This is a genomic window from Actinomadura sp. NAK00032, from assembly GCF_013364275.1.
Taxonomy (GTDB): Bacteria; Actinomycetota; Actinomycetes; order Streptosporangiales; family Streptosporangiaceae; genus Spirillospora.
Genome location: NZ_CP054932.1, coordinates 3,629,197 through 3,647,430, shown reverse-complemented (window position 1 = coordinate 3,647,430; position 18,234 = coordinate 3,629,197). Strand labels below are relative to the sequence as shown.

Genomic DNA, 18,234 nt, shown 5'->3' with positions numbered 1-18,234 from the left:
CCCGCGCCACCCGATGCCCGATCATGGAAGCCGGAACACCACCCAGGGGGCGGAGCGAGTCGATGCGCGTCATCTCGGAATCACACCTCGGGACCGTCCTCGCGGGCCTGCCGGGGCGGCCGCGGGTCGTGGCGGGCGGCAACTTCGCCGCCCCGCGCCGCGCCCTCGCCGTCCTGGACGCGGCCGCCGCCGAGTACCGGCTGTTCATGCTCAACGCCCAGGGCGACATGCCCGACCGCGACGGCGTGGACCTGGAGACGCCGTTCGTCGGGGCGGGCATGCGCGGGCACGCGCGCCTGCGCTACTTCCCGTCGCGGCTGTCGCTCGTCCCGAACCTGCTGAAGGGGTCGCTGCCGCCGGACGTCGTGATCGTGCAGACCTCCACGCCGCGCGGCGGGACGGTGTCGCTCGGCATCGAGGTCAACATCCTGCCCGCCGCCGTCGAGGCCGTGCGCGCCCGCGGCGGGCTCGTCATCGCCCAGCTCAACCCCCGCATGCCCCACACCTTCGGGGACGCGGTCATGGCGGTGGACGAGATCGACTACGCGATCGAGTCGGACGAGCCGCTCGCGAGCCCGGTGCCCCGGCCGCCCGGCGGCACCGCCCGCGAGATCGGCGGCCGGGTGGCGGCCCTGGTCCCCGAGCGGGCGACGCTGCAGCTCGGCATCGGCGCCGTCCCCGACGCGGTGCTCGCCTCGCTGCTCGGCCGCCGCGGCCTCGGCGTCTGGTCGGAGATGTTCAGCGACGGGGTCCTCGCGCTGGAGAAGGCGGGCGCGCTCGACCCGGACACGCCGATCACCGCCTCGTTCGCGTTCGGCGGGGAGGAGCTCTACGACTGGGCCGACCGCAACGAGCGCGTCCGCATGCTGCGCACCGAGAAGACCAACGACCCGAGCCTGATCGCGCGCCGGCCCCGGCTGGTGTCGGTGAACTCGGCGCTCCAGGTCGACCTCTACGCGCAGGCCAACGCCAGCCGGGTGCGCGGCGTGGTCTACTCGGGGTTCGGCGGGCAGAGCGACTTCGTCGTGGGGGCGCTGCACTCTTCCGGCGGCCGGGCGGTCATCGCGCTGCCGTCCTGGCACCCGCGCGCGGACGTGTCCACGGTCATCCCGCGGCTGGCCGGGCCCGTCACCTCCTTCCAGCACAGCTTCATCGTCAGCGAGCAGGGCACCGCCACGATCTGGGGCCGGGACTCGCTGTCGCAGGCGCAGCAGCTCGTGGACAACGTCGCGCACCCGGACGCCCGCGACGGCCTGCGCGAGCAGGGCCGCGAGCTGGGCTTCCCGCTGAGCTGACGCCCGGTCAGGAGGCGGCCTTCGCCCGCGCCTTCCCCTTGCCCGCCTTCTTCTTCGCGTTCTTACCGTTCTTGTCGGCGTTGGCGGCCTTGCCGTTCTTCGCGGCGGCCTTCTTCCCGGCGGCCTCGTTCGCGGCGTCCTTGTTCGCGGCGTCCTTCGCGGGGCGCTTCTTCGCCCCGGCGTCCTTCTTGGCCTCGGCGTTCTTCTTGCCCTTCTTGCCGTTCTTGCCGTTCTTGGACGGCTTCGCCGCCGGGGCCTCGACCGGCGCCGCCACCGCCACGGCGGCCTCCGGCTCGGCGGCGGGCGCGGGGGCGTCGCCGGCGACCCGGGTGCGGAACGTCTGCCCGGACCGGAACCGCGGCACCTGCGCGGCGGGGACCTCGACCGGCAGCCCGGTGCGCGGGTTGCGGGCGCTGCGGGCGGGCCGGGCGAAGCTGTCGAACGTCCCGAACCCGGTCACGGTGACGCGCTCCCCGGCGGACACCCGCTCCATCACGGTGTCGAACACGGCGTCCACGTGCCGGCGGGCGGCGGCCTCGTCGCTCCCCGCGCGCTCCGCCACCCTCTTGACCAGTTCACTCCGGTTCATGCGCCATGCCCTTCACTGTGGCGATATGTGCTGCTCAGCGTAATGGGGCGGGGCGGCCGGGGCCCGTCACTTGCCGATGAAGCTCTTGGACTGCAGCCAGGTCTCGGCGACCTCCGCCGCCTCCTTGCCCTCGATGTCGACCCGGCCGTTCAGCTCTCGGAGGACCGAGTCGGTCAGCGCGGCGGCGATCGTGCCCGCGATCCTCCCGATGGCGGGGTGGTCCCGGTAGACGGAGTCGCGGACGGTGAGGGCGGGGTTGTAGACGGGGAAGAACCTCTTGTCGTCCGGGATCGGCGTGAGGCCCAGCGCCTTGAGGCGCCCGTCGGTCGTGGTGGTCTCGCCGAAGGCGCACGGCTCGCCCTTGCCGACGGCGTCGTAGATGGCGCCCTCGGCCAGCGTCGCGACGGACGACTCCGGCAGCGTGAACCCGTAGGCCTTCTGCAGGCCGGGCCATCCGTCGCCGCGTCCGGCGAACTCGCTCGCGACGCACGTGGACGCCTTGCCCGGGTCCCGCTTGGCCAGGGCGGCGTAGTCCGACAGGCTCTCGATGCCGAGCTGGCGCATGGTCGTCGTCTTCACCGCGATCGCGTAGGTGTTGTTCGCGGGCGCCGCCGCGAGCCACTTCACCTTGTTCTTCGCGAGGTCCTGCTCGGCGACCGCCTTGTACTGCGCGGCCGGGTCGCCGATCGGCTCGGTCTCCTTCAGGTAGTTGATCCAGGCCGTCCCGGTGTACTCCCAGTACATGTCGACGCTGCCGGACGTCAGCGCCGCGCGCGTGGTGTTGCTGCCCTGGAGCCCGCACTTCTCGCGGACGGTCGCGCCCGCCGAGCGCAGCGCGAGCGCGGTGACCTGGCACAGGACGAGCTGCTCGGTGAACTCCTTGGACCCGACGGTGAGGGTGGCGCCGTCCAGCGAGTTGCCCTCCGCCAGGCTGCCCGCCTCGGCGTCGGTGCCGCCGGAGCTGAAGCATCCCGCGGTGAGGGCGACGGCGGCCAGGGCGACGGCGATGCGTGATCGTCCGGTGGTGGGCGGGCGCATGGTGACTCTCCTCAGGGTTCAGACGCCGCGGGGGCGCAGGACGTGCTCGACGAGTCCGATGAGCCAGTCGGCGGCCAGGGCGAGCACGGCCGTCAGGACGCTGCCGGTCAGCAGGATCGGGGTCCGGTTCAGCGCGATCCCGGTGTTGATCAGCTCGCCGAGGCCGCCCGCGTTGGTGAAGGCCGCGAGCGTCGCGCTGCCCACGTTGAGGATCACCGCGACGCGGACGCTGGCCAGGATCACCGGCACCGCGAGCGGCAGCTCGACGCGGAACAGCACCGCCGTCCGGGACATCCCGATGCCGCGCCCGGCGTCGATGAGCGACCGGTCGACGCCCTGGAGGCCGACCATGGTGTTGCGCAGCACCGGCAGCGCCGACACGAGGATGAGGGCGATCACCGCCTTCTGGAAGCCGATGCCGACCGTGACCGCGAGCAGGACCAGCACCCCGATGGACGGGACGGCCTGCCCCGCGTTCGCGAGCGCGAGGAACGGCGCCGACAGCCGGCGCAGCCGCGGCCGGGTCAGCAGCACCCCCAGCGGGATCGCGATCGCGAGGACCAGCCCCGTGGACACCGCGACCAGGCCGACGTGCTCGCCGAACTGCCGGACGATCGCGTCCCGGTCGATGGCCCGGCGCTCGATCGGGTCCAGGTCCAGCCCGCGCACGTAGAGGGAGAGCGCCGCGCACACCAGCAGCAGGAAGACGGGCGTGGCGAGGAGCCCGGCGCGGCCCCGCGGCTCCTCCCCCGGCGCCGTCCGCTCCGGGACGGCGGTGACGGTCATCGCCCGCCGCCCGCCGCCGGGGTCTGTCCGACGATCGCCGACCAGGAGACCGTGCCGGCGGGCCGCCCGTCCTCGTCCAGGACGGTCGCTGTCTCCTCCCCGGCCCTCAGCATCGCGTCGAGCGCCTCGTACAGCGACTGGTCGGCGCGGACGGTCGCGCCCCCCTCGCCGCCCTCACCGGCGGCGGGCAGCGCGATCGAGCCGACCTCGACGAGCCGCAGCCCGCGCATCGCCGCGCCCGCCCCGACGAACGACGCGACGAACTCGTCGGCGGGCTCGGCGAGGATCCGCGCGGGCGTGTCGTACTGGACGAGCTTCGCCCGCCGCCCGAGCATCGCGATCCGGTCGCCGAGCTTCAGCGCCTCGGTCAGGTCGTGCGTGACCAGCACGATCGTCTTGCGGATCCGGCCCTGCAGCTCCAGGAACGCGTCCTGGAGCCGCTCCCGCGTGATGGGGTCGATGGCGCCGAACGGCTCGTCCATCAGCATCGCGGGCGGGTCCGCGGCGAGCGCGCGGGCGACCCCGACGCGCTGCTGCTCGCCGCCCGACAGCTCCTTCGGGTACCGGCCCCGGTAGGTGCCGGGGTCGAGCCCGACCATGTCGAGCAGCTCGTCCACGCGTTCCCGCACGCGCGGCTTCGGCCAGCCGAGCGTGCGCGGGATGACCCCGATGTTCGCGGCGATCGTCATGTGCGGGAACAGCCCGACCTGCTGGATGACGTATCCGATGCGGCGGCGCAGCTCGTCGGGGTCGGCGCGGGTGACGTCCTCGCCGCCGAGCAGGATCCGGCCCGCGGTCGGCTCGATCAGCCGGTTGACCAGCCGCAGCGTGGTGGTCTTCCCGCAGCCGGACGGCCCGAGCAGCACGACGATCTCCCCGTCCCGGACGCCGAGCGTCAGGTCCTCGACCGCCGGGGCGTCCTGGCCCGGGTACCGCTTGCTCACCCCCTCCAGCCGGATCGTCTCCCGGACGGCGGTGGTCTCGGTGACGGCGGTCTCGGTCATCGCAGCCCCCTGGCGGTGGTGAGGCGGGACAGCACGACGAACAGCAGGTCGAGGAGGAGCGCCAGCACGGCGACGCCGAGCGTCCCGGCGAGGGTGTCGTTCAGCGCGTTCGCCCCGCCGATCCGGGCCAGCCCGCCGAAGATCAGCTCGCCGAGGCCGGGCCCCGCGACGGCGGCGGCGATCGCCGCGATCGCGACCGTCATGATCGTCGCCACCCGGATGCCGGTGAGCACCACCGGCCAGGCCAGCGGCAGCCGGATCCGCAGCAGCCGGCTCAGCGGGCTCATGCCCATGCCGCGCGCCGCCTCCTCCACCGCGCCCGGCACCCCGTCCAGCCCGGTGATGGTGTTGCGCAGGATCGGGAACACCGCGTACAGCACCAGCGCGGTGATCGTCGGTGCGAGGCCCAGCCCGAACAGCGGGATGAGCAGGCCGAACAGCGCCAGCGACGGGACGGTCAGCATGGTGCCCGCGACGCCGAGCGCGAGGCCCCGCGCCCGCGGGCGGCCCTCGACGGCGACGCCGAGCCCGATCCCGACGACCGTCGCGACGGCGACGGCGATCAGCACGACCTCGGCGTGCTCGGCGGCGAGCCGGGCGATCGTGGGCCAGCGTTCGGAGAGGTAGTCGGAGAAGCTCATCGCCGCCTCCCGGCGGCGGGAGCCCGGGCGAGGAGGGTACGGCTCGCGTCTCCCATACCTCAGAGGCTGCCTACGGATGATCAGTTGTGCAATGGCCGATCGGCACCTTCGCCGCGGCCGGTCGACGATGACCATTCCGTTTCCCGGCGGCCTTCGGCTGGGCACGGCGGCGCCGGCGTCCGACACTGGGGACGCCGGACGCGTGAGAGGAGCCCGTGGTGACCTACGCCTACGACCCGGAACTCGCCCCCTGGATCTCGATGATCCCGCATCTGACGATCGCCGACGTGGAGAAGGTCCGCCGTGAAGAGGCGGAGATGTTCGAGGCGAGGCCCAGGTACGAACCCCCGATCCCGGTCGAGACCCGCGACGTCACCGTGCCGCCCGGCGTGCCCGTCCGCGTCTTCCGGCCCGCCGGGCACGACGGCGCCCTGCCCGGCCTCGTCTACATCCACGGCGGCGGGTTCGTCCTCGGCTCCGTCGACCTGTACCGGGACGACACGACCGCCATCGCCGCGGAGGTCGGCGCCGTCGTCGTCTCGGTCGAGTACCGCCTCGCCCCCGAGCACCCCTTTCCCGCCGGCCTGGAGGACTGCTACGCCGCCCTCATCTGGACCGCCGAGCACGCCGCCGAACTGGGCATCGACCCGGCCCGCCTGGCGGTCGGCGGCGAGAGCGCGGGCGGCGGCCTGTCGGCGGCGGTAGCGCTCCTGGCCCGCGACCGCGGCGGCCCCGCCCTGTGCTTCCAGCTCCTCGGCGTCCCCGAACTGGACGACCGGCTCGACACCCCGTCCATGCGGGCCTACACCGACACGCCGATCTGGCACCGCCCCAACGCGGAACTGAGCTGGGACTACTACCTCGGCGAAGGCGTCCGCGGCACCGCCGGCGTCTCCCCGTACGCGGCGCCCGCCCGCGCCGACGACCTGTCCGGGCTGCCGCCCGCCTACGTCACCACCTGCGAGTTCGACCCGCTGCGCGACGAGGGCCTGACCTACGCGCTGCGGCTGGTCCAGTCGGGCGTGCCCACCGAGATCCACCACTACCCGGGCACCTTCCACGGCACGACGCTCGTCCCGCAGGCGGCCGTGACGAAGCGGATGAACGCCGACCGCCTGGACGTCCTCCGCCGCGCCCTGCACCCCTAGAGCTCCAGAACGAGGCGGGGCCCGCGGGCCCGGGAAACACAGATCATCATGAATCCCCCGTCCGCGCGCTCCGCCTCACTCAGCACCGAATCCCGATGGTCGGGCACACCCTCGACAACGACCGTTTCACACGTCCCGCACGTCCCTTCCCGGCAGGACGACAGAACACTCACCCCCGCCTTTTCAACGGTCTCCAGAATCGAGCAACCAGCCTCGACCCGAAGCGTCTGCCCGCTCAACGCCAACTCGACATCGAACGCCTCAGCAGGCCCGGCGACCGCCTTCGGCGAGAACCGCTCCGTACGCAGCACACCCGCCCCACACCGCTCCTCGACCGCCGCGAGCATCGCCTCGGGCCCGCAGCAGTAAACAAGCGCCCCCTCCGTCCCGCCCAGAACCGAATCAAGATCAAGCAGCCCACACTCGTCCTGCGGCCAGAACTCGACCCGCTCCCCGTACCGCGACAGCTCCCCGAGAAAAGCCATGGCGGACCGCCGCCGCCCCCCGTAATACAACTGCCAATCAGCCCCCGCGGCCTCAGCCGCAGCCACCATCGGCAGGATCGGCGTAATCCCGATCCCACCCGCGAGAAACACGTAACGAGGCGCGTCCTCCAGCGCAAAGTGATTACGAGGCCCGCGCACGACAAGCCGATCCCCCACCCGCACGCGCTCGTGAACGACCGTGGACCCCGGCCCCTCTTTCAACACCGCGATCGACCACACCCGCGAATCGCCCGGATCCCCACACAACGAGTACTGCCGCACAAGCCCGTCCCCCAGGACCACATCCACATGCGCACCCGGCCCCCAGGCCGGCAACTCCCCACCGTCCACCGCCCGCAGCGCCAACCCCACAACGCCATCGGCGAGGACCACCCGCTCACCGACAACGACCTCAGTCTCCGCGGCCACAGGCCCTCCCTACAGCGAACAGTCCACCCGCCCCCGACCCTCGCCCCGACCACCACCCCCCACCAGCCCCCCTTCCATCCGACGGAAGAAAACCCCACCATCAGCAAGCGCGCCCGAGGCCGCCGCCCTGGCCGGTAGCCCGCCCACGGGCAGGGAGAGGGCCCGCGCGTCGGCTGCGAGTGGGCAGGCTGAATGTCGGACGCACCTCCTACGATTGCGCGAAGGCATGCGACCGAGAGGACTGCAGGTGAGCGACGTGGACCCGTCGGCGAGAATTCGGGAGATCTGCCTGGCCCTGCCGGAGGCGACGGAGAAGCCGTTCGGCGGCCACACCGCGCCGTCCTACCGGGTCCGCGACAAGCTGTTCGTGATGACCTCCGAGGACGGCCTCTCGATGACGTTCAAGGCCGGCCCCGGCGTACAGGAGGCGCTCGTGGCCGAGGACCCCGAGCGCTTCTTCGTCCCGAAGTACGTCGGCCCGAAGGGCTGGGTGGGCGCGCACCTCAACATCGACCACGACTGGGACGAAATGGCCGAACTCATAGAAGACAGCTACCGCCTGATCGCCCCGAAGCGCCTGGTAAACCTCCTCGACTGACCCGCCCCCACCTTCGAGAGTCGCGAGCAAGACGCTCCCCGAAGGCATGCCCGGTCAGCCCGAGCGGCGAAGTACGCCGCAGTCTCCCCTCCAACCGACCTGCACCATGTGGCGACGCGCGGGCGGCCGGCGCAATGGTGACGGTGCAAGACACGAACGGGCCCGTCCTCCTACTGACTCGCGCAGAGCCCTGCACACGACCATCCAAAACGCCACCGACACGCACTGACACCCGCCGCCCCAACCCGCCAAGCGGTGGTGCGGTGGGCCCCCGACCCGGACGGCCCACCGCACACCACCGCCGCCACGTGGCCTTCTGCCGGCCGCACCCACTCCCCACCAGCGAAACCACATGCCTTCCACCACGCCGCCCAACAGACCAAGCGCCAGCGGACACGCCCGGCCCAGGCGCGGTAACGAGTCCAGCCACCGGACGCGGCACAGCGGCATCGCCCACCCGGCCCTCACAACGCCCGACCAACGGCAACGCACGGAGGCGCCGGCCACCGACACCCAACACCCCAAGCGCCAGTCAGAGCCGACCAAGGGCCAACGTCCGCGCGGTAACAAGCCCGGCCACCGGGCGCGGCGCGGTGGCCTCGTTCACCCGGCGCTCACGATGCCGACGGACGGCAGGGGGCGGTGTGTCGGTCAGCGACGCCCAGCGCTCCGCGCGCTGGTGGCGGTGGCCACGGCGAGCGTCGGTGCGGGGGTGAGATCGGTGGTCGGGTGCGGCACGGTGGTTTCATGGGATGTCGGCGGGGCGGCAGGTGGGGCAGGGGCAGGTCACGAGGAGGTCGCCGTCTGTGCGCCGGTCGGCGGGCCAGCGCCCGTCGATCTCGGTGGCATGTGGGGCAGGCGTCGGTGCGGTCGGGCCGCCACTGCGGGCCCTGCTCGACCAGGTCACCGGCGCTCAATTCGCACAGGGTCAGTCCCCAGTGGCCCGAGGCGTGGTAGCGCCTCGGCGCCCCGTCGGGGACCGGGTCGGCGCACATGTCCCAGCGCATGTCGGGCGGGGCGTACCAAGGCCGGGTCGGGGTGGCGACGTGGCCGGGCGGGCCGGTGTGGAAGACCTCCATGTCCGCCCGGCACCGCACGCACGCATAAGAGGTAACCGTCTCGCCGTGCGATTGCCAGGTGGCGCAACGTTCGGTCGCATGGCCGCAGATCGGGCACGGGCCGAGGTCGACCGGCGGGTATGGGGGCGCCACCCAGGTGGGCCAGTCGCCACTATGGCCCGGCGGGTCGTCGTGGAGGTAGGAATGGTGCCGCCATCCGCCGTCGTCGGCCACTACGCCGCCCTTCTCATCTGCCGAGACCCTATCGGTGTTCGGCCCGTCTCTGAGAAGGCTCTGGCCGGGCACCGAAGGGGCGGGCATTGCCAAAGGGCCATTCGCTCTCTGGCCGCAGGTGGGAAAGGCGTCCGCGTGGGCGGAGAACGGTGTGGTCAGTGGGGGCGGCGTTTCAGGGTTGCCAAGCGGGTTTCCATTCTGGCCATGGTCTCGTTGTCGGGGTTCCAGCCTCGGTGGAGTAGGGCCGTTAGGAGGGCCTCTAGGTAGGGGGTGGGGGTGGCTAGGAAGTCCTTGGTGACCGGGATGATCTCCCACTGCATTTCCTTTGTCAGCCAGCGGCGGCGGGCCTTGTCGTGGGCACGGGCCTCGGGGCCGGTGTGGTGGCGTTCGCCGTCGTATTCGAGGCCCACGCGGAACTCGGGATAGCCGAGGTCGATGTAGAGGCGGCGTTCTTGCGGGCCCATGACCGGGACCTGGGTTCGGGGGCGGGGTAGGCCCGTGTTCACGATGGCGACGCGGGCCCAGGTTTCGCCGGGGGACGCGGCGCCTCGGTCGGAGAGGCGGATGATCTCGCGGAGTCTTTTGTTGCCTCGGTAGCCGGGGAGCGTTCGGGCCATTGTTGCCAGGTCTTGCGGGTTGACGCCTTTTCGGAGGAATTGGTCTAGGGCGGCTACCGCTTCCAGGCGGGGAAGCCAGCGGGCGCAGTCGAGTGCCGTGCGGATGGGGGTCGTCAGGCGGATTCCTCCTTTGCTCATCGCGTGGCCGGGTGGGATCTCGACTGTGTCGGGGGCGAGGGGAGCTGAGGGGTCGGGCGTGATGAGGTCTACGGGCCAGTCGGTCTCGTCAATGCCAGGGGGTAAGACGTCCAGGCCCCATATCCAGGCGGCGGTGCGGCGGGCGATGACGGCTTCCCGTGGGAGGAGGCCGCTCAGGGCGGCGGCCCGGGCGGTGAGGGAGGCGCCCTTGGCGGGGGCGAAATAGACGCCGTGGCCTACGGGGACGACCGTGTTGGCGGGCGTCCGCTTCCAGGTGAGGGTCATCCCGTTCATGGGTGGATCGTGACAGGAGCGGTTGTTGTGCCTGGTGGCGTTTTGAAGTTGTGGATAACTCAGCTGCGCATCAGGAGTGCGGTGATGGCGGCTCCTGTGAGGGCGCTCGCGGCGCCGATGAGGAAGAGGGTGTCTTGGCTTGCCACTGCGCCGTAGGCGGCTATGCCTACGGCGAAGCCGATCTGCAGGACGGTGTTGTTCACGCCCGATGCCATTCCGAGGTGCCGTTCGTCTGGGATGTCCACGGCGAGAGCGCCCAGGGTCGGGAGTGCCACGCCGCAGGCCAGGCCGGCCAGCAGCATTCCGGGGGCCAGGTCCGTCCAGGCGGTGGAGCCGCGCATGAGGACGATCGCGGCGGCCAGGACGGCTAGGGAGGCTGAGACCAGGAGGCCCTTGGGGAGGCGGTCCATGATGGCTCCCGCCAGTGGGCCCGCCAGGAGTATGGGAACTACCAGCGGCAGGAAGCACAGGCCCGTCTTCAGTGCCGTGTAGTGCAGGCCGTCCTGGAACCATAGGGACACGTAGACGAGCATCGCGAAGATGCTCGCCTGGACGGTGAACGATCCGACCTGGGTGCCGGTGAAGACGCGGTCGCGGAAGAGGGAGAGGTCCAGCATCGGGTCGCGGCGGCGGTGTTCCACGGCGGTGAAGAGGAGGAGGGCCACGAGGGCGGCGACGGAAGTCGTCAGGGTCCGTGCGCTCCCCCAGCCTTGGTCCTCGCCGCGCAGGAGGGTGAAGACCAGCGCGGTCAGGGCTACGGCCAGGAGGAACGGGCCCAGGGCGTCGATGCGGCGCGGGGTGCGGGCGGGCTCGTGGCGGGGTAGTGCGGCGGCGCCGATGGCGAGGGTGAGGGCTCCGGCGGGGACGTTCACCAGGAAGATCCACCGCCAGCCCGGCCCGGAGACCAGCGCGCCGCCGACGACCGGGCCGAGCACGACGGCCGAGCCCGCGGCCATGCCGCGTACGCCGAACGCCAGGCCGCGGCGCCGGCCCGTGTAGCACTGGGCGATCAAGGCGAGGGTGGTCGCGAACATGAGCGCGCCGGCGAGTCCCTGGACGACGCGCATGGTGATGAGCACGGCCGCGTTCGGGGCCAGCCCGCAGGCGAGCGACGCCGCGGTGAACAGCGCCACGCCGGTGAGGAAGGAGCGGCGGCGGCCCCAGCGGTCGGCCAGCGAGCCGGCGGTGAGCTGGAACGCGGCCATCGCCAGCGTGTAGCCGTTCATCACCCATTGCAGGTCGCCGAGGCCGGCGTGCAGGTCGTCGCGCATTCGCGCCAGGGCGACGGTCACCACCGTCGCGTCCAGCATGAGCATGAAGACCGCCGCGACGATCGCGGCCAGCGGCCACCAGCCGGGCGGGCTGAGGGGTCGGCGGGTCGCGGTGGGGATCGGATCGATCATCGGCACTCCCTAGCACTGTTAGAGACAATCTAACAGTGCTAGGGACTCCCTTGCAGTGTTAGGTTTTCGGGCATGGGTGGATTTCCGCGCGGGGAGGAGTCGGCGGCGCCGCGGCTGGATCGCGGTGAGATCGTCCGGGCGGCCCTCGAACTCCTGGACAGGGACGGCTTCGACGCGTTCAGCATGCGCAGGCTCGCGGCGGAGCTGGACGTCAAGTCGCCGTCGCTCTACTGGCACGTGCGCGGGAAGGACGAGCTGTTCGAACTGCTCGTCGACACGGTGATCGGGAAGTGCCCGCTGCCGGAGGCGGAGGGCGGGCCCTGGCAGGAGCGGCTGTCCAGGTTGGGGCTCGATCTGCGGCAGGTGCTGCTGGCCCATCCCGCGGCCACGCGGCTGCTTCCGGGGCGGCTGCCGTTCGGGCCGCACGGGTTGCGGCTGGCCGACCGGGTGATCGGCATCCTGCGGCGGTCCGGGTTCGACGACCGGATGGCGGGCTACGGCTACCTGGTCCTGGTGTTCTACGTGGCCGGCTTCGCGGTGCAGGAGATCGCCTTCGGCAAGGGCGCCGACGGTGGCGTGCGGCTCGCCGAGGTCGGCACCTACCTGGCCGGGCTGCCCGTGGAGCGGTATCCCGATCTCGTCGCGGTGGCGGACGGGCTGCTCGCGCCGGGGCTGACCGACCGGTTCGAGTTCGGGCTGCGGAGCCTCATCGACGGGCTCGCCGCGTCAGGGTGAGACCGCGTCCTTCGACCACTCGGCGATGCGGTCGATCAGGTCGGGGGTGGCGGCGACCTCGGCGTGGCCGAAGGCCGGTTCGATCCACAGTTCCTTCGGGTCGGACGCCGCCTCGTACAGCTGGTGGGCGTGGTCGAGGGGGAAGAAGGCGTCCGCGTCGCCGTGGACGACGAGGAAGGGGGCGGGTGCGATGCGTCCGGCCAGCGGGCGGGGGCGCTGACCGACACCACCGCGTCGACGCCGCCGTGCAGCGCGGCGTGGCGGACGACGACCGCGCCGCCCATGGAGAACCCCGTGACCGCGACGCGCCGGTATCCCCGGCGGCGCGCCGCCGCGACCGCGGCGGCGACGTCCAGGATCTCGCGGTCGCCGACCGTGGAGTGCCCGCCGGACCTGCCGTGGCCGCGGAAGTCGAACGCCAGGACGCCGCCGTGCCGGCCGAGGGCGCCGGCGATCCGGCGCAGCGCGGGCTGCCGCCACGAGCAGGTGAAACCGTGCGCCAGGACGAAGCACACCTCACCGGTACCGCGCAGGTGGCCCGCGTCGATCCGGACGCCGTCCGCGGTGTAGAGCGTGAGCGGTTCGGGATCTGCCACGTCCTCCATGATCGGACATCGCCGGGCGGGGCTGAACGGCCGGGTGGCTGGGTAGATAGGGAAACGTGGCTGGAGGGTTGGTGGATCGGTGCGCGGGCCGGCGGGTATGGACAGCGAAGACCACGCGCTCGGTGTGAGGGCGTGCGGGGGGCGGCACGAGGGCGACGAGTACCCGTGCCAGGCGATGGCGTCCTCGGCGCGCGCCCATGAGCGGGCGGCGACGCTGCTGGAGCGGATGGCCGCCGCGCACCCCGAGGAGGCCGACGCGCACCTGCAGTCGGCCGCCCGGCACCGCAGGTGGGCCGCGAACGACCGCGAGCTGGCGGAGAAGTACGCGCCCCGGGACGGCGGTCCCGACGGGTGAAGGTGTGTAAGGATCGCCTTACACGATACCGAGGAGGTCCTTGTGCGTATTGGGGTCATGCTGAGCGAGCGCGGCGGGGCGGACGCGCTGGGCAAGCTGGCGGACGACGTCCGGCGCGCGGCCGACGACGGCCTCCCGTCCGCGTGGCTCTCGCAGATCTTCGGGGTGGAGGCGATCACCGCGCTGTCCGTGGCGGGACGCGGCGTCCCGGGCATCGAGCTGGGCACCGCGGTCGTCCCGACGTACCCGCGGCACCCGGCGGTGATGGCACAGCAGGCGCGGACGGCGGCCCTGGCCCTGGACGGACGGTTCACGCTCGGCATCGGCCTGTCCCACAAGGTCGTCATCGAGGGCGTGTACGGGTACGACTTCGGCCGTCCCGTCCGGCACATGGACGAGTACCTGTCGGTGCTGGTGCCCCTGCTGAACGGGGAGAACGTGTCCTTCGAGGGCGAGACGCTGAAGGGCTCCATCGGGCTGAGCGCCGGCAACGAGGCGCGGGTCCCGCTGCTGCTGGCGGCGCTGGGTCCGAAGATGCTGAAGCTCGCGGCCGAGCGCGCGGACGGGACGGTGCTGTGGATGACCGGGCCCGCCACCGTCCGGGAGCACATCGCGCCGACCATCACGGCCGCGGCCAAGGCGGCGGGCCGCGACGAGCCGAGGATCGTGTGCGCGCTGCCCACGTGCGTCACGGGCGACCCCGAGCGCGCGCGGGAGCAGGCCGCCCAGACGTTCGCGATGTACGGCGACCTGCCGTCCTACCGGGCGATGATGGACCGGGAGGGCGTGGCCGGCCCCGCCGACCTGGCCGTCGTCGGGGACGAGGACACCGTCGCCGCCCGGCTGGAGGAGCTGGCCGCGGCCGGCGTCACCGACTTCGTCGCCGCACCGTTCATGCCGGACGACGAGCAGGGCAGGACCCGGCGGTTCCTCAAGGCCGCGGCGGCGCGATGAGCGCGTGAGCACTCACTCCGGCCACCCGGACAAACCCGGATTCCGTGGCTGATACCGTTGCGGTGCTGCGCGCCCTGGAGCGAAGTCCGGTGTGAACCCGGCGCTGTCCCGCAACTGTGGTGCCCCTCTACGAGTGGCCGAGCCAGGTCGCCTCCTCGCGCGCTGACGACCATCGACCTCGTGGAAGGGCGATCCGTCCCTGCGCGGGCCGCGGCTTCCCCCAGCCTGGAGGCTCCTGTGAGACCCGTACGTACCCTCGGCGCGGTGATGGCGATCGCTGTCGCCCTGGTCACGGCCGCTTGCGGCGGCGCCGGCGACGACGGCGCCAAGGACGGGACGGGCGCCGCGGCGTCCGTCACCGTGCAGGCCGCGAACGGCGCGGTGACCGTCCCCGCCCACCCGAAGCGCATCGTGTCGCTGTCGCCCACCCACACCGAGACGCTGTTCGCCATCGGCGCCGGCCCGCAGGTGGTCGCGGTCAGCGACTTCTCCAACTACCCGGCCGAGGCGCCGCGCACCAAGCTGTCGGGCTTCAAGCCGAACGCCGAGGCGGTCATCGCCTACAAGCCGGACCTCGTCGTCGTGTCCGACGACCTGAACGGCATCGTGAAGTCGCTGGAGAAGGTGAAGATCCCCGTCCTGCTGGAGCCCGCCGCGGCGAAGCTGGACGACGCCTACGACGAGATCAACGACCTCGGCCTGGCGACCGGCCACGCCGCCGAGGCCGAGAAGCTCACCGACGGCATGCGGGCCGAGATCCAGCGGACGGTCGACGCGGCGTCCGCGTCCGCCAAGGGCAAGGGCCTGACCTACTACCACGAGCTCGACAACGAGCTGCACTCGGTGACGTCCAAGACGTTCGTCGGCCAGGTGTACGGCATGTTCGGGCTGCGGAACGTCGCCGACGCCGCCGAGAAGGCGACCGGCGGCTACCCGCAGCTGTCCCGCGAGTACCTGCTCAAGCAGGACCCCGACCTCATCTTCCTGGCCGACACCAAGTGCTGTGGCCAGAACACCGCCGCGCTCGGCGAGCGCCCCGGCTGGTCCGGCCTCGGCGCGGTGAAGGACAAGAACGTGGTCGAGCTCGACGACGACATCGCCTCCCGCTGGGGGCCGCGCCTGCCGCAGTTCGTCAAGGCGATCGGCGACGCCGTGCAGAAGGTGCAGTGACCGCCACGACCGCAGACGCCCGCTCGTGAAGGGTCTGCGCCGCGCCCGCCCCGGCACCGGGGCGGGCGCCCTCCCGGCCGCCCGGCTGCGGCCGCTGCCGCTCGCGGCCGCGGTCGCGGTGCTCGCGGCGGCGCTGCTGGCCGGGGTGCTGGTGGGCGCCGCGGGGCTGCCCGTCGGCGGCGTGCTGAAGGCGCTCGCCGACAAGATCCCGTTCGTGGACGTCGACTCCGGTCTCGGGGCGATCGACGAGAGCGTGCTGTTCGAGCTGCGGGTGCCGCGCGCGCTGATGGCGGCGCTGGTCGGCGGGATGCTCGCGATGGCCGGCGCCGGGTACCAGGGCGTGTTCCGCAACCCGCTCGCCGACCCGTACCTGCTCGGCGCGGCCTCCGGCGCCGGGGTCGGCGCGACGCTGGTGATCGCGCTCGTCCCGGGCGACCCCGGCTACGGCATCCCGCTCGCCGCCTTCGCCGGCGCCCTGTGCGGGGTGTTCCTCGCCTACGCGCTCGGCCGGACGGCGGGCCGCCACGAGGCGGTGACGCTGGTGCTCGCGGGCGTCGCGGTGTCGCTGTTCCTGTCGGCGGTGCAGACGTTCGTCCAGCAGATGAACGCCGAGGAGCTGCAGCGGATCTTCTCCTGGATCCTCGGCGGGGTCGGCTCGGCGGACTGGCACCAGCTCGCGCTCGTCGCCCCGTACGCGCTGGTGTCCACCGTCGTGCTGCTGGCGCACGGCCGGCTGCTGGACGTGCTGAGCGTCGGGGACGAGGAGGCGGCGAGCCTCGGCCTGTCGGCGCCCCGGGTGCGGCTGACCGTGCTCGTCGCCGCGTCGCTGGCGACGGCGTCGGCGGTGGCGGTGAGCGGGCTGATCGGGTTCGTCGGCATCGTCGTGCCGCACGTGGTGCGGCGGCTGGCGGGCGGCTCGTACCGGGTGGTGCTGCCGCTGTCGCTGCTCGGCGGCGCCGCGTTCCTGGAGCTCGCGGACCTGGTGGCGCGGACGCTCATCAGCCCCGGCGAGCTGTCGCTCGGCGTGGTGACGGCGTTCGTCGGCGGCCCGTTCTTCGTGGCGGTGCTGCGCGCGTCCCGCAGGCAGGTGGAGACGTGACGGTCGCGGTGCGGGGCCTGGACGTGTCGCTCGGCGGCCGGCCGGTGCTGAAGGGCGTGTCGCTGGACGTCCCGGCCGGGTCGTGGACGGCGGTGATCGGGCCGAACGGGGCCGGGAAGTCAACGCTGCTGCGCGCGGTCCTCGGCCTGGTGGCCTCGCACGGCGAGATCACGGTGGCCGGCGAGGACCTCCAGCGGCTCAAGCCGCGGCAGCGGGCCCGGACGGTCGCCTACGCCGCGCAGAACCCGCACCTCCCCGTGGGGATGACGGTGTTCGACTACACGCTGCTCGGCCGCTCCCCCTACATCCCGCACCTCGGCCGGGAGAGCCCGCGCGACCGGGCCGTCACCGAGGAGGTCCTCGAACGGCTCGACCTCACCGGCTTCGCGACCCGGCCCCTGGACCACCTGTCCGGCGGCGAGCGGCAGCGGGTGGTGCTGGCGCGCGCGCTGGCGCAGCAGACGTCGGTGCTCCTGCTGGACGAGCCGACGACCGCGCTCGACATCGGCCACCAGCAGCAGGTGCTGGAGCTGGTCGACCGGCTGCGGCTCGCCGACGGGCTGACCGTGGTGACGACGATCCACGACCTCACCCTCGCCGGGCAGTACGCCGACGCGCTCGTCCTCGTCTCCGACGGGCGGGTCGCGGCGGCGGGCACGCCGGAGGAGGTCCTCACCCGCGCGGTCGTCGAGGAGCACTTCGGCGCGCGGGTCCATGTCGCCCCCGGTCCGGGCGGGCGGCCGATGCTGGCACTGGAGCGGCCGTGAACCTGGAGACCGTGTGGCGCGAGGAGGACGGAAAGCGCCTCGCCGCGACGGTGTGGCGGGCCGGGCCCGGCCGGCGGACGATCTCGTCGGCGATGCTGGGCGGCGGCATCGGCCCCGCCGGGTGGGTGCTGAACGCGCAGGTCCCGGGCGCCTACTCGCGCACCGATCCGGTCGCGCACCTGTCCGAACTGGCCGCGCTGTACGGGCTGGAGGGGCCGGGCGTCGGGATGCTGACGGCCGCGTCCGTCGCCCGCACGATGCGGCGGGACGACGCGGGCGTGCACGTGTCGGCGACGGTGGGGCTGCGCGTCCCGACCTGGGCGGCCTCCCCCGCCGGAACCGCCGACCCCGAACTGGCGCCGCTCGACGGGACGCGCCGGTCGGCCTGGACGCCCGGCACCATCAACATCGTCGTCGCCGTGCCCGTCCCGCTGAGCGACGCGGCGCTGGTGAACGCGGTCGTCACCGCGACCGAGGCGAAGACGCAGGCGCTCCTTGAGGCGGGCTTCCCGTGCACGGGCACCGCGTCCGACGCCGTCTGCGTGGCGGCCGCGTCCGGCGGCGCGGACCAGGAGGTCTTCGCCGGGCCCCGCTCGACGTGGGGCGCGCGGATCGCCCGTGCCGTGCACGCCGCCGTCCGCGCCGGGGCCCTCGACTACACCCGCTACCTGGAGACCCGCGGCTAGCACCGGCCGCCGTACCACCCCGGTGCGGTACGGCGGCCGGATTCAGGGCCAGTGCAGTATGGAGTTGCGCCTCACCTCCTACCTGTGCGTCGCTCCGCCGGCGTGA

The 18,234-nt window shown here is 72.8% G+C and carries 18 protein-coding genes and 1 pseudogene; 10 read left to right on the top strand and 9 right to left on the bottom strand.

What is annotated here, in order from left to right:
* Positions 1 to 62 precede the first annotated feature (62 nt).
* Positions 63 to 1,295, top strand: a complete 1,233-nt coding sequence (locus tag HUT06_RS17095; RefSeq protein ID WP_176196644.1) for an acetyl-CoA hydrolase/transferase family protein — start codon at positions 63 to 65, stop codon at positions 1,293 to 1,295.
* 7 nt (positions 1,296 to 1,302) lie between these two features.
* On the opposite strand, the gene HUT06_RS17090 is transcribed toward HUT06_RS17095, so the two are convergent.
* The 5 genes from HUT06_RS17090 to HUT06_RS17070 form a co-directional block, all read right to left on the bottom strand.
* Positions 1,303 to 1,884 carry an HU family DNA-binding protein gene (locus HUT06_RS17090; RefSeq protein WP_176196643.1) on the bottom strand — a complete coding sequence of 194 codons (582 nt, stop codon included), beginning with the start codon at positions 1,882 to 1,884 and terminating at the stop codon, positions 1,303 to 1,305.
* A gap of 66 nt (positions 1,885 to 1,950) precedes the next feature.
* Entirely contained in the window at positions 1,951 to 2,922 is a 972-nt protein-coding gene (locus tag HUT06_RS17085) for a glycine betaine ABC transporter substrate-binding protein (RefSeq protein ID WP_176196642.1), read from the bottom strand.
* A gap of 18 nt (positions 2,923 to 2,940) precedes the next feature.
* Positions 2,941 to 3,708, bottom strand: a complete 768-nt coding sequence (locus HUT06_RS17080; protein ID WP_176196641.1) for an ABC transporter permease — start codon at positions 3,706 to 3,708, stop codon at positions 2,941 to 2,943.
* Positions 3,705 to 4,712 carry an ABC transporter ATP-binding protein gene (locus HUT06_RS17075; RefSeq protein ID WP_176196640.1) on the bottom strand — a complete coding sequence of 336 codons (1,008 nt, stop codon included), beginning with the start codon at positions 4,710 to 4,712 and terminating at the stop codon, positions 3,705 to 3,707. Before HUT06_RS17075 ends, HUT06_RS17080 begins: the two co-directional genes overlap by 4 nt.
* Positions 4,709 to 5,353, bottom strand: a complete 645-nt coding sequence (locus HUT06_RS17070; RefSeq protein ID WP_176196639.1) for an ABC transporter permease — start codon at positions 5,351 to 5,353, stop codon at positions 4,709 to 4,711. The genes HUT06_RS17075 and HUT06_RS17070 overlap by 4 nt, the downstream gene beginning before the upstream one ends.
* Positions 5,354 to 5,571: 218 nt before the next feature.
* On the opposite strand from HUT06_RS17070, the gene HUT06_RS17065 reads away from it, so the two are divergent.
* Positions 5,572 to 6,501 (top strand): alpha/beta hydrolase, encoded by a 930-nt coding sequence (locus HUT06_RS17065; RefSeq protein WP_176196638.1) that lies wholly within the window; start codon positions 5,572 to 5,574, stop codon positions 6,499 to 6,501.
* Here the strand turns inward: HUT06_RS17065 and HUT06_RS17060 are convergent.
* Entirely contained in the window at positions 6,498 to 7,415 is a 918-nt protein-coding gene (locus HUT06_RS17060; protein WP_176196637.1) for a PDR/VanB family oxidoreductase, read from the bottom strand. The two genes, HUT06_RS17065 and HUT06_RS17060, sit on opposite strands and share 4 nt — an antisense overlap.
* 247 nt (positions 7,416 to 7,662) lie before the next feature.
* Here HUT06_RS17060 and HUT06_RS17055 point away from each other — a divergent pair, with 247 nt between their 5' ends.
* Complete coding sequence (locus HUT06_RS17055) at positions 7,663 to 8,013, top strand: MmcQ/YjbR family DNA-binding protein (protein WP_254715230.1); 351 nt, start codon at positions 7,663 to 7,665, stop codon at positions 8,011 to 8,013.
* A gap of 1,447 nt (positions 8,014 to 9,460) precedes the next feature.
* On the opposite strand, the gene HUT06_RS17050 is transcribed toward HUT06_RS17055, so the two are convergent.
* Positions 9,461 to 10,354 (bottom strand): hypothetical protein, encoded by an 894-nt coding sequence (locus HUT06_RS17050; protein ID WP_176196635.1) that lies wholly within the window; start codon positions 10,352 to 10,354, stop codon positions 9,461 to 9,463.
* A gap of 59 nt (positions 10,355 to 10,413) precedes the next feature.
* Positions 10,414 to 11,757 (bottom strand): MFS transporter, encoded by a 1,344-nt coding sequence (locus HUT06_RS17045; RefSeq protein WP_176196634.1) that lies wholly within the window; start codon positions 11,755 to 11,757, stop codon positions 10,414 to 10,416.
* A 72-nt stretch (positions 11,758 to 11,829) separates the two neighbouring features.
* Between HUT06_RS17045 and HUT06_RS17040 the strand changes: the two genes are divergently transcribed.
* On the top strand, positions 11,830 to 12,492 hold the full coding sequence (locus HUT06_RS17040; protein ID WP_176196633.1) for a TetR/AcrR family transcriptional regulator C-terminal domain-containing protein: 663 nt from the start codon (positions 11,830 to 11,832) through the stop codon (positions 12,490 to 12,492).
* Here the strand turns inward: HUT06_RS17040 and HUT06_RS17035 are convergent.
* Positions 12,484 to 13,097: pseudogene (locus tag HUT06_RS17035) on the bottom strand (alpha/beta hydrolase). The gene HUT06_RS17040 and the pseudogene HUT06_RS17035 overlap by 9 nt on opposite strands.
* 97 nt (positions 13,098 to 13,194) lie before the next feature.
* Here HUT06_RS17035 and HUT06_RS17030 point away from each other — a divergent pair.
* From HUT06_RS17030 to HUT06_RS17005, 6 genes are all read left to right on the top strand, one after another.
* On the top strand, positions 13,195 to 13,452 hold the full coding sequence (locus tag HUT06_RS17030) for a hypothetical protein (protein WP_176196632.1): 258 nt from the start codon (positions 13,195 to 13,197) through the stop codon (positions 13,450 to 13,452).
* A 42-nt stretch (positions 13,453 to 13,494) separates the two neighbouring features.
* Positions 13,495 to 14,406 (top strand): LLM class F420-dependent oxidoreductase, encoded by a 912-nt coding sequence (locus tag HUT06_RS17025; RefSeq protein WP_176196631.1) that lies wholly within the window; start codon positions 13,495 to 13,497, stop codon positions 14,404 to 14,406.
* Between the two features lie 267 nt (positions 14,407 to 14,673).
* On the top strand, positions 14,674 to 15,576 hold the full coding sequence (locus tag HUT06_RS17020; protein WP_176196630.1) for an ABC transporter substrate-binding protein: 903 nt from the start codon (positions 14,674 to 14,676) through the stop codon (positions 15,574 to 15,576).
* 85 nt (positions 15,577 to 15,661) lie between these two features.
* Positions 15,662 to 16,675, top strand: a complete 1,014-nt coding sequence (locus HUT06_RS17015) for an iron ABC transporter permease (protein ID WP_217711759.1) — start codon at positions 15,662 to 15,664, stop codon at positions 16,673 to 16,675.
* Entirely contained in the window at positions 16,672 to 17,442 is a 771-nt protein-coding gene (locus tag HUT06_RS17010; RefSeq protein ID WP_176196629.1) for an ABC transporter ATP-binding protein, read from the top strand. The genes HUT06_RS17015 and HUT06_RS17010 overlap by 4 nt, the downstream gene beginning before the upstream one ends.
* Positions 17,439 to 18,128, top strand: coding sequence for an adenosylcobinamide amidohydrolase (locus HUT06_RS17005; RefSeq protein WP_368406973.1), 690 nt, complete (start codon positions 17,439 to 17,441; stop codon positions 18,126 to 18,128). Before HUT06_RS17010 ends, HUT06_RS17005 begins: the two co-directional genes overlap by 4 nt.
* Positions 18,129 to 18,234: the final 106 nt, after the last annotated feature.

Excerpts from the sequence above, each read along its gene's own strand:
- HUT06_RS17095 (WP_176196644.1), top strand. The coding sequence starts at position 63 with ATGCGCGTCATCTCGGAATCACACCTCGGGACCGTCCTCGCGGGCCTG.
- HUT06_RS17090 (WP_176196643.1), bottom strand. The coding sequence starts at position 1,884 with ATGAACCGGAGTGAACTGGTCAAGAGGGTGGCGGAGCGCGCGGGGAGC.
- HUT06_RS17085 (WP_176196642.1), bottom strand. The coding sequence starts at position 2,922 with ATGCGCCCGCCCACCACCGGACGATCACGCATCGCCGTCGCCCTGGCC.
- HUT06_RS17080 (WP_176196641.1), bottom strand. The coding sequence starts at position 3,708 with ATGACCGTCACCGCCGTCCCGGAGCGGACGGCGCCGGGGGAGGAGCCG.
- HUT06_RS17075 (WP_176196640.1), bottom strand. The coding sequence starts at position 4,712 with ATGACCGAGACCGCCGTCACCGAGACCACCGCCGTCCGGGAGACGATC.
- HUT06_RS17070 (WP_176196639.1), bottom strand. The coding sequence starts at position 5,353 with ATGAGCTTCTCCGACTACCTCTCCGAACGCTGGCCCACGATCGCCCGG.
- HUT06_RS17050 (WP_176196635.1), bottom strand. The coding sequence starts at position 10,354 with ATGAACGGGATGACCCTCACCTGGAAGCGGACGCCCGCCAACACGGTC.
- HUT06_RS17045 (WP_176196634.1), bottom strand. The coding sequence starts at position 11,757 with ATGATCGATCCGATCCCCACCGCGACCCGCCGACCCCTCAGCCCGCCC.
- HUT06_RS17040 (WP_176196633.1), top strand. The coding sequence starts at position 11,830 with ATGGGTGGATTTCCGCGCGGGGAGGAGTCGGCGGCGCCGCGGCTGGAT.
- HUT06_RS17030 (WP_176196632.1), top strand. The coding sequence starts at position 13,195 with ATGGACAGCGAAGACCACGCGCTCGGTGTGAGGGCGTGCGGGGGGCGG.
- HUT06_RS17020 (WP_176196630.1), top strand. The coding sequence starts at position 14,674 with ATGGCGATCGCTGTCGCCCTGGTCACGGCCGCTTGCGGCGGCGCCGGC.